The organism is Micromonospora sp. M51, from assembly GCF_018070305.1.
GTDB lineage: Bacteria > Actinomycetota > Actinomycetes > Mycobacteriales > Micromonosporaceae > Micromonospora > Micromonospora parva.
This window is the reverse complement of sequence record NZ_JAGPXZ010001249.1, coordinates 1-1,028: the sequence shown is the minus strand read 5'-3', so window position 1 is coordinate 1,028 and position 1,028 is coordinate 1. Positions and strand designations below refer to the sequence as shown.

Annotated in this window: 1 protein-coding gene and 1 pseudogene; both read left to right on the top strand. The window is 70.7% G+C overall.

Going from position 1 to position 1,028, the window contains the following annotated elements; genetic code table 11:
• Positions 1-755: TIGR03557 family F420-dependent LLM class oxidoreductase (locus KBX53_RS34040; protein ID WP_210863935.1), on the top strand; the 755-nt coding region annotated here is incomplete at its 5' end.
• A 105-nt stretch (positions 756-860) separates the two neighbouring features.
• Positions 861-1,028, top strand: a pseudogene (locus KBX53_RS36750) (recombinase RecQ); the annotation flags it as partial.

The window sequence follows — 1,028 nt, the reverse complement described above, 5'->3', positions numbered from 1 at the left end:
TGACCACGGCGGTGACCTGCCCGACGGTCCGGATCCACCCGGCCGTGATCGCCCAGGCGGCGGCGACCAGCGCGGTGCTGCACGGCGGACGGTTCGTGCTCGGCGTCGGCACCGGCGAGGCGCTCAACGAACACATCTTCGGCGACGCCTGGCCGCAGGCCGACGTCCGGCTGGAGATGCTGGAGGAGGCCGTCGAGGTGCTGCGCGCGCTGTGGGGCGGCGACTTCGTCAGCCACCACGGCAAGCACTACACGGTGGAGCAGGCCCGGATCTACACGCTGCCCGACGCTCCCCCGCCGATCTACGTCTCCGGCTTCGGACCGAAGGCGATCGACCTGGCCGCCCGGATCGGCGACGGCTACGTCAGCACGATGCCCGACGGTGAGATGGTCCGGCGCTTCCGCGAGAACGGCGGCGGCGACAAGCCGTGCCAGGCCGGCTTCAAGGCGGCGTACGCCGACAGCGAGGACGAGGGGATGCGGATCGCGTACGAGCGCTGGCCCAACGCCGGGGTGCCGGGTGAGCTGTCCCAGGTGCTGCCCTCGCCGCGGCACTTCGAGCAGGCCAGCGAGCTGGTCAGGCCGGAGATGCTGAAGGAGGCGTTCGTCTGCGGCAACAGCGCCGACGCGCACCTCGAAATGATCGACAAGTACGCCAAGGCCGGCTTCGACGAGGTCTACGTGGCCAACACCGGCCCGCACTACCAGGGACTGTTCGACCTCTACCAGCGCGAGGTCCTGCCCCGGCTGCGCTGACGCGACTGCCGGCGGGCCGGTGATCGAGGGCACGGCAGGTGCCCGGCCAATGATCGTCCGCGAAGGCGTTTCGGCGGTCAGGGGCTCGGGTACCTCCGGCCCTCGATGAAACTGTCCACGCACTCGATGACGTTGCGCCGCGCGGCCCGCAGTCTTTTCGGCTGGAAGGCGCTGCGGCCCAACCAACTGGCCGCCATGCGCGCGGTGATGAAGCGGCGCGACGCCCTGGTGGTGTTGCCCACCGGCGCCGGCACGTCGGCGATCTACCAGATC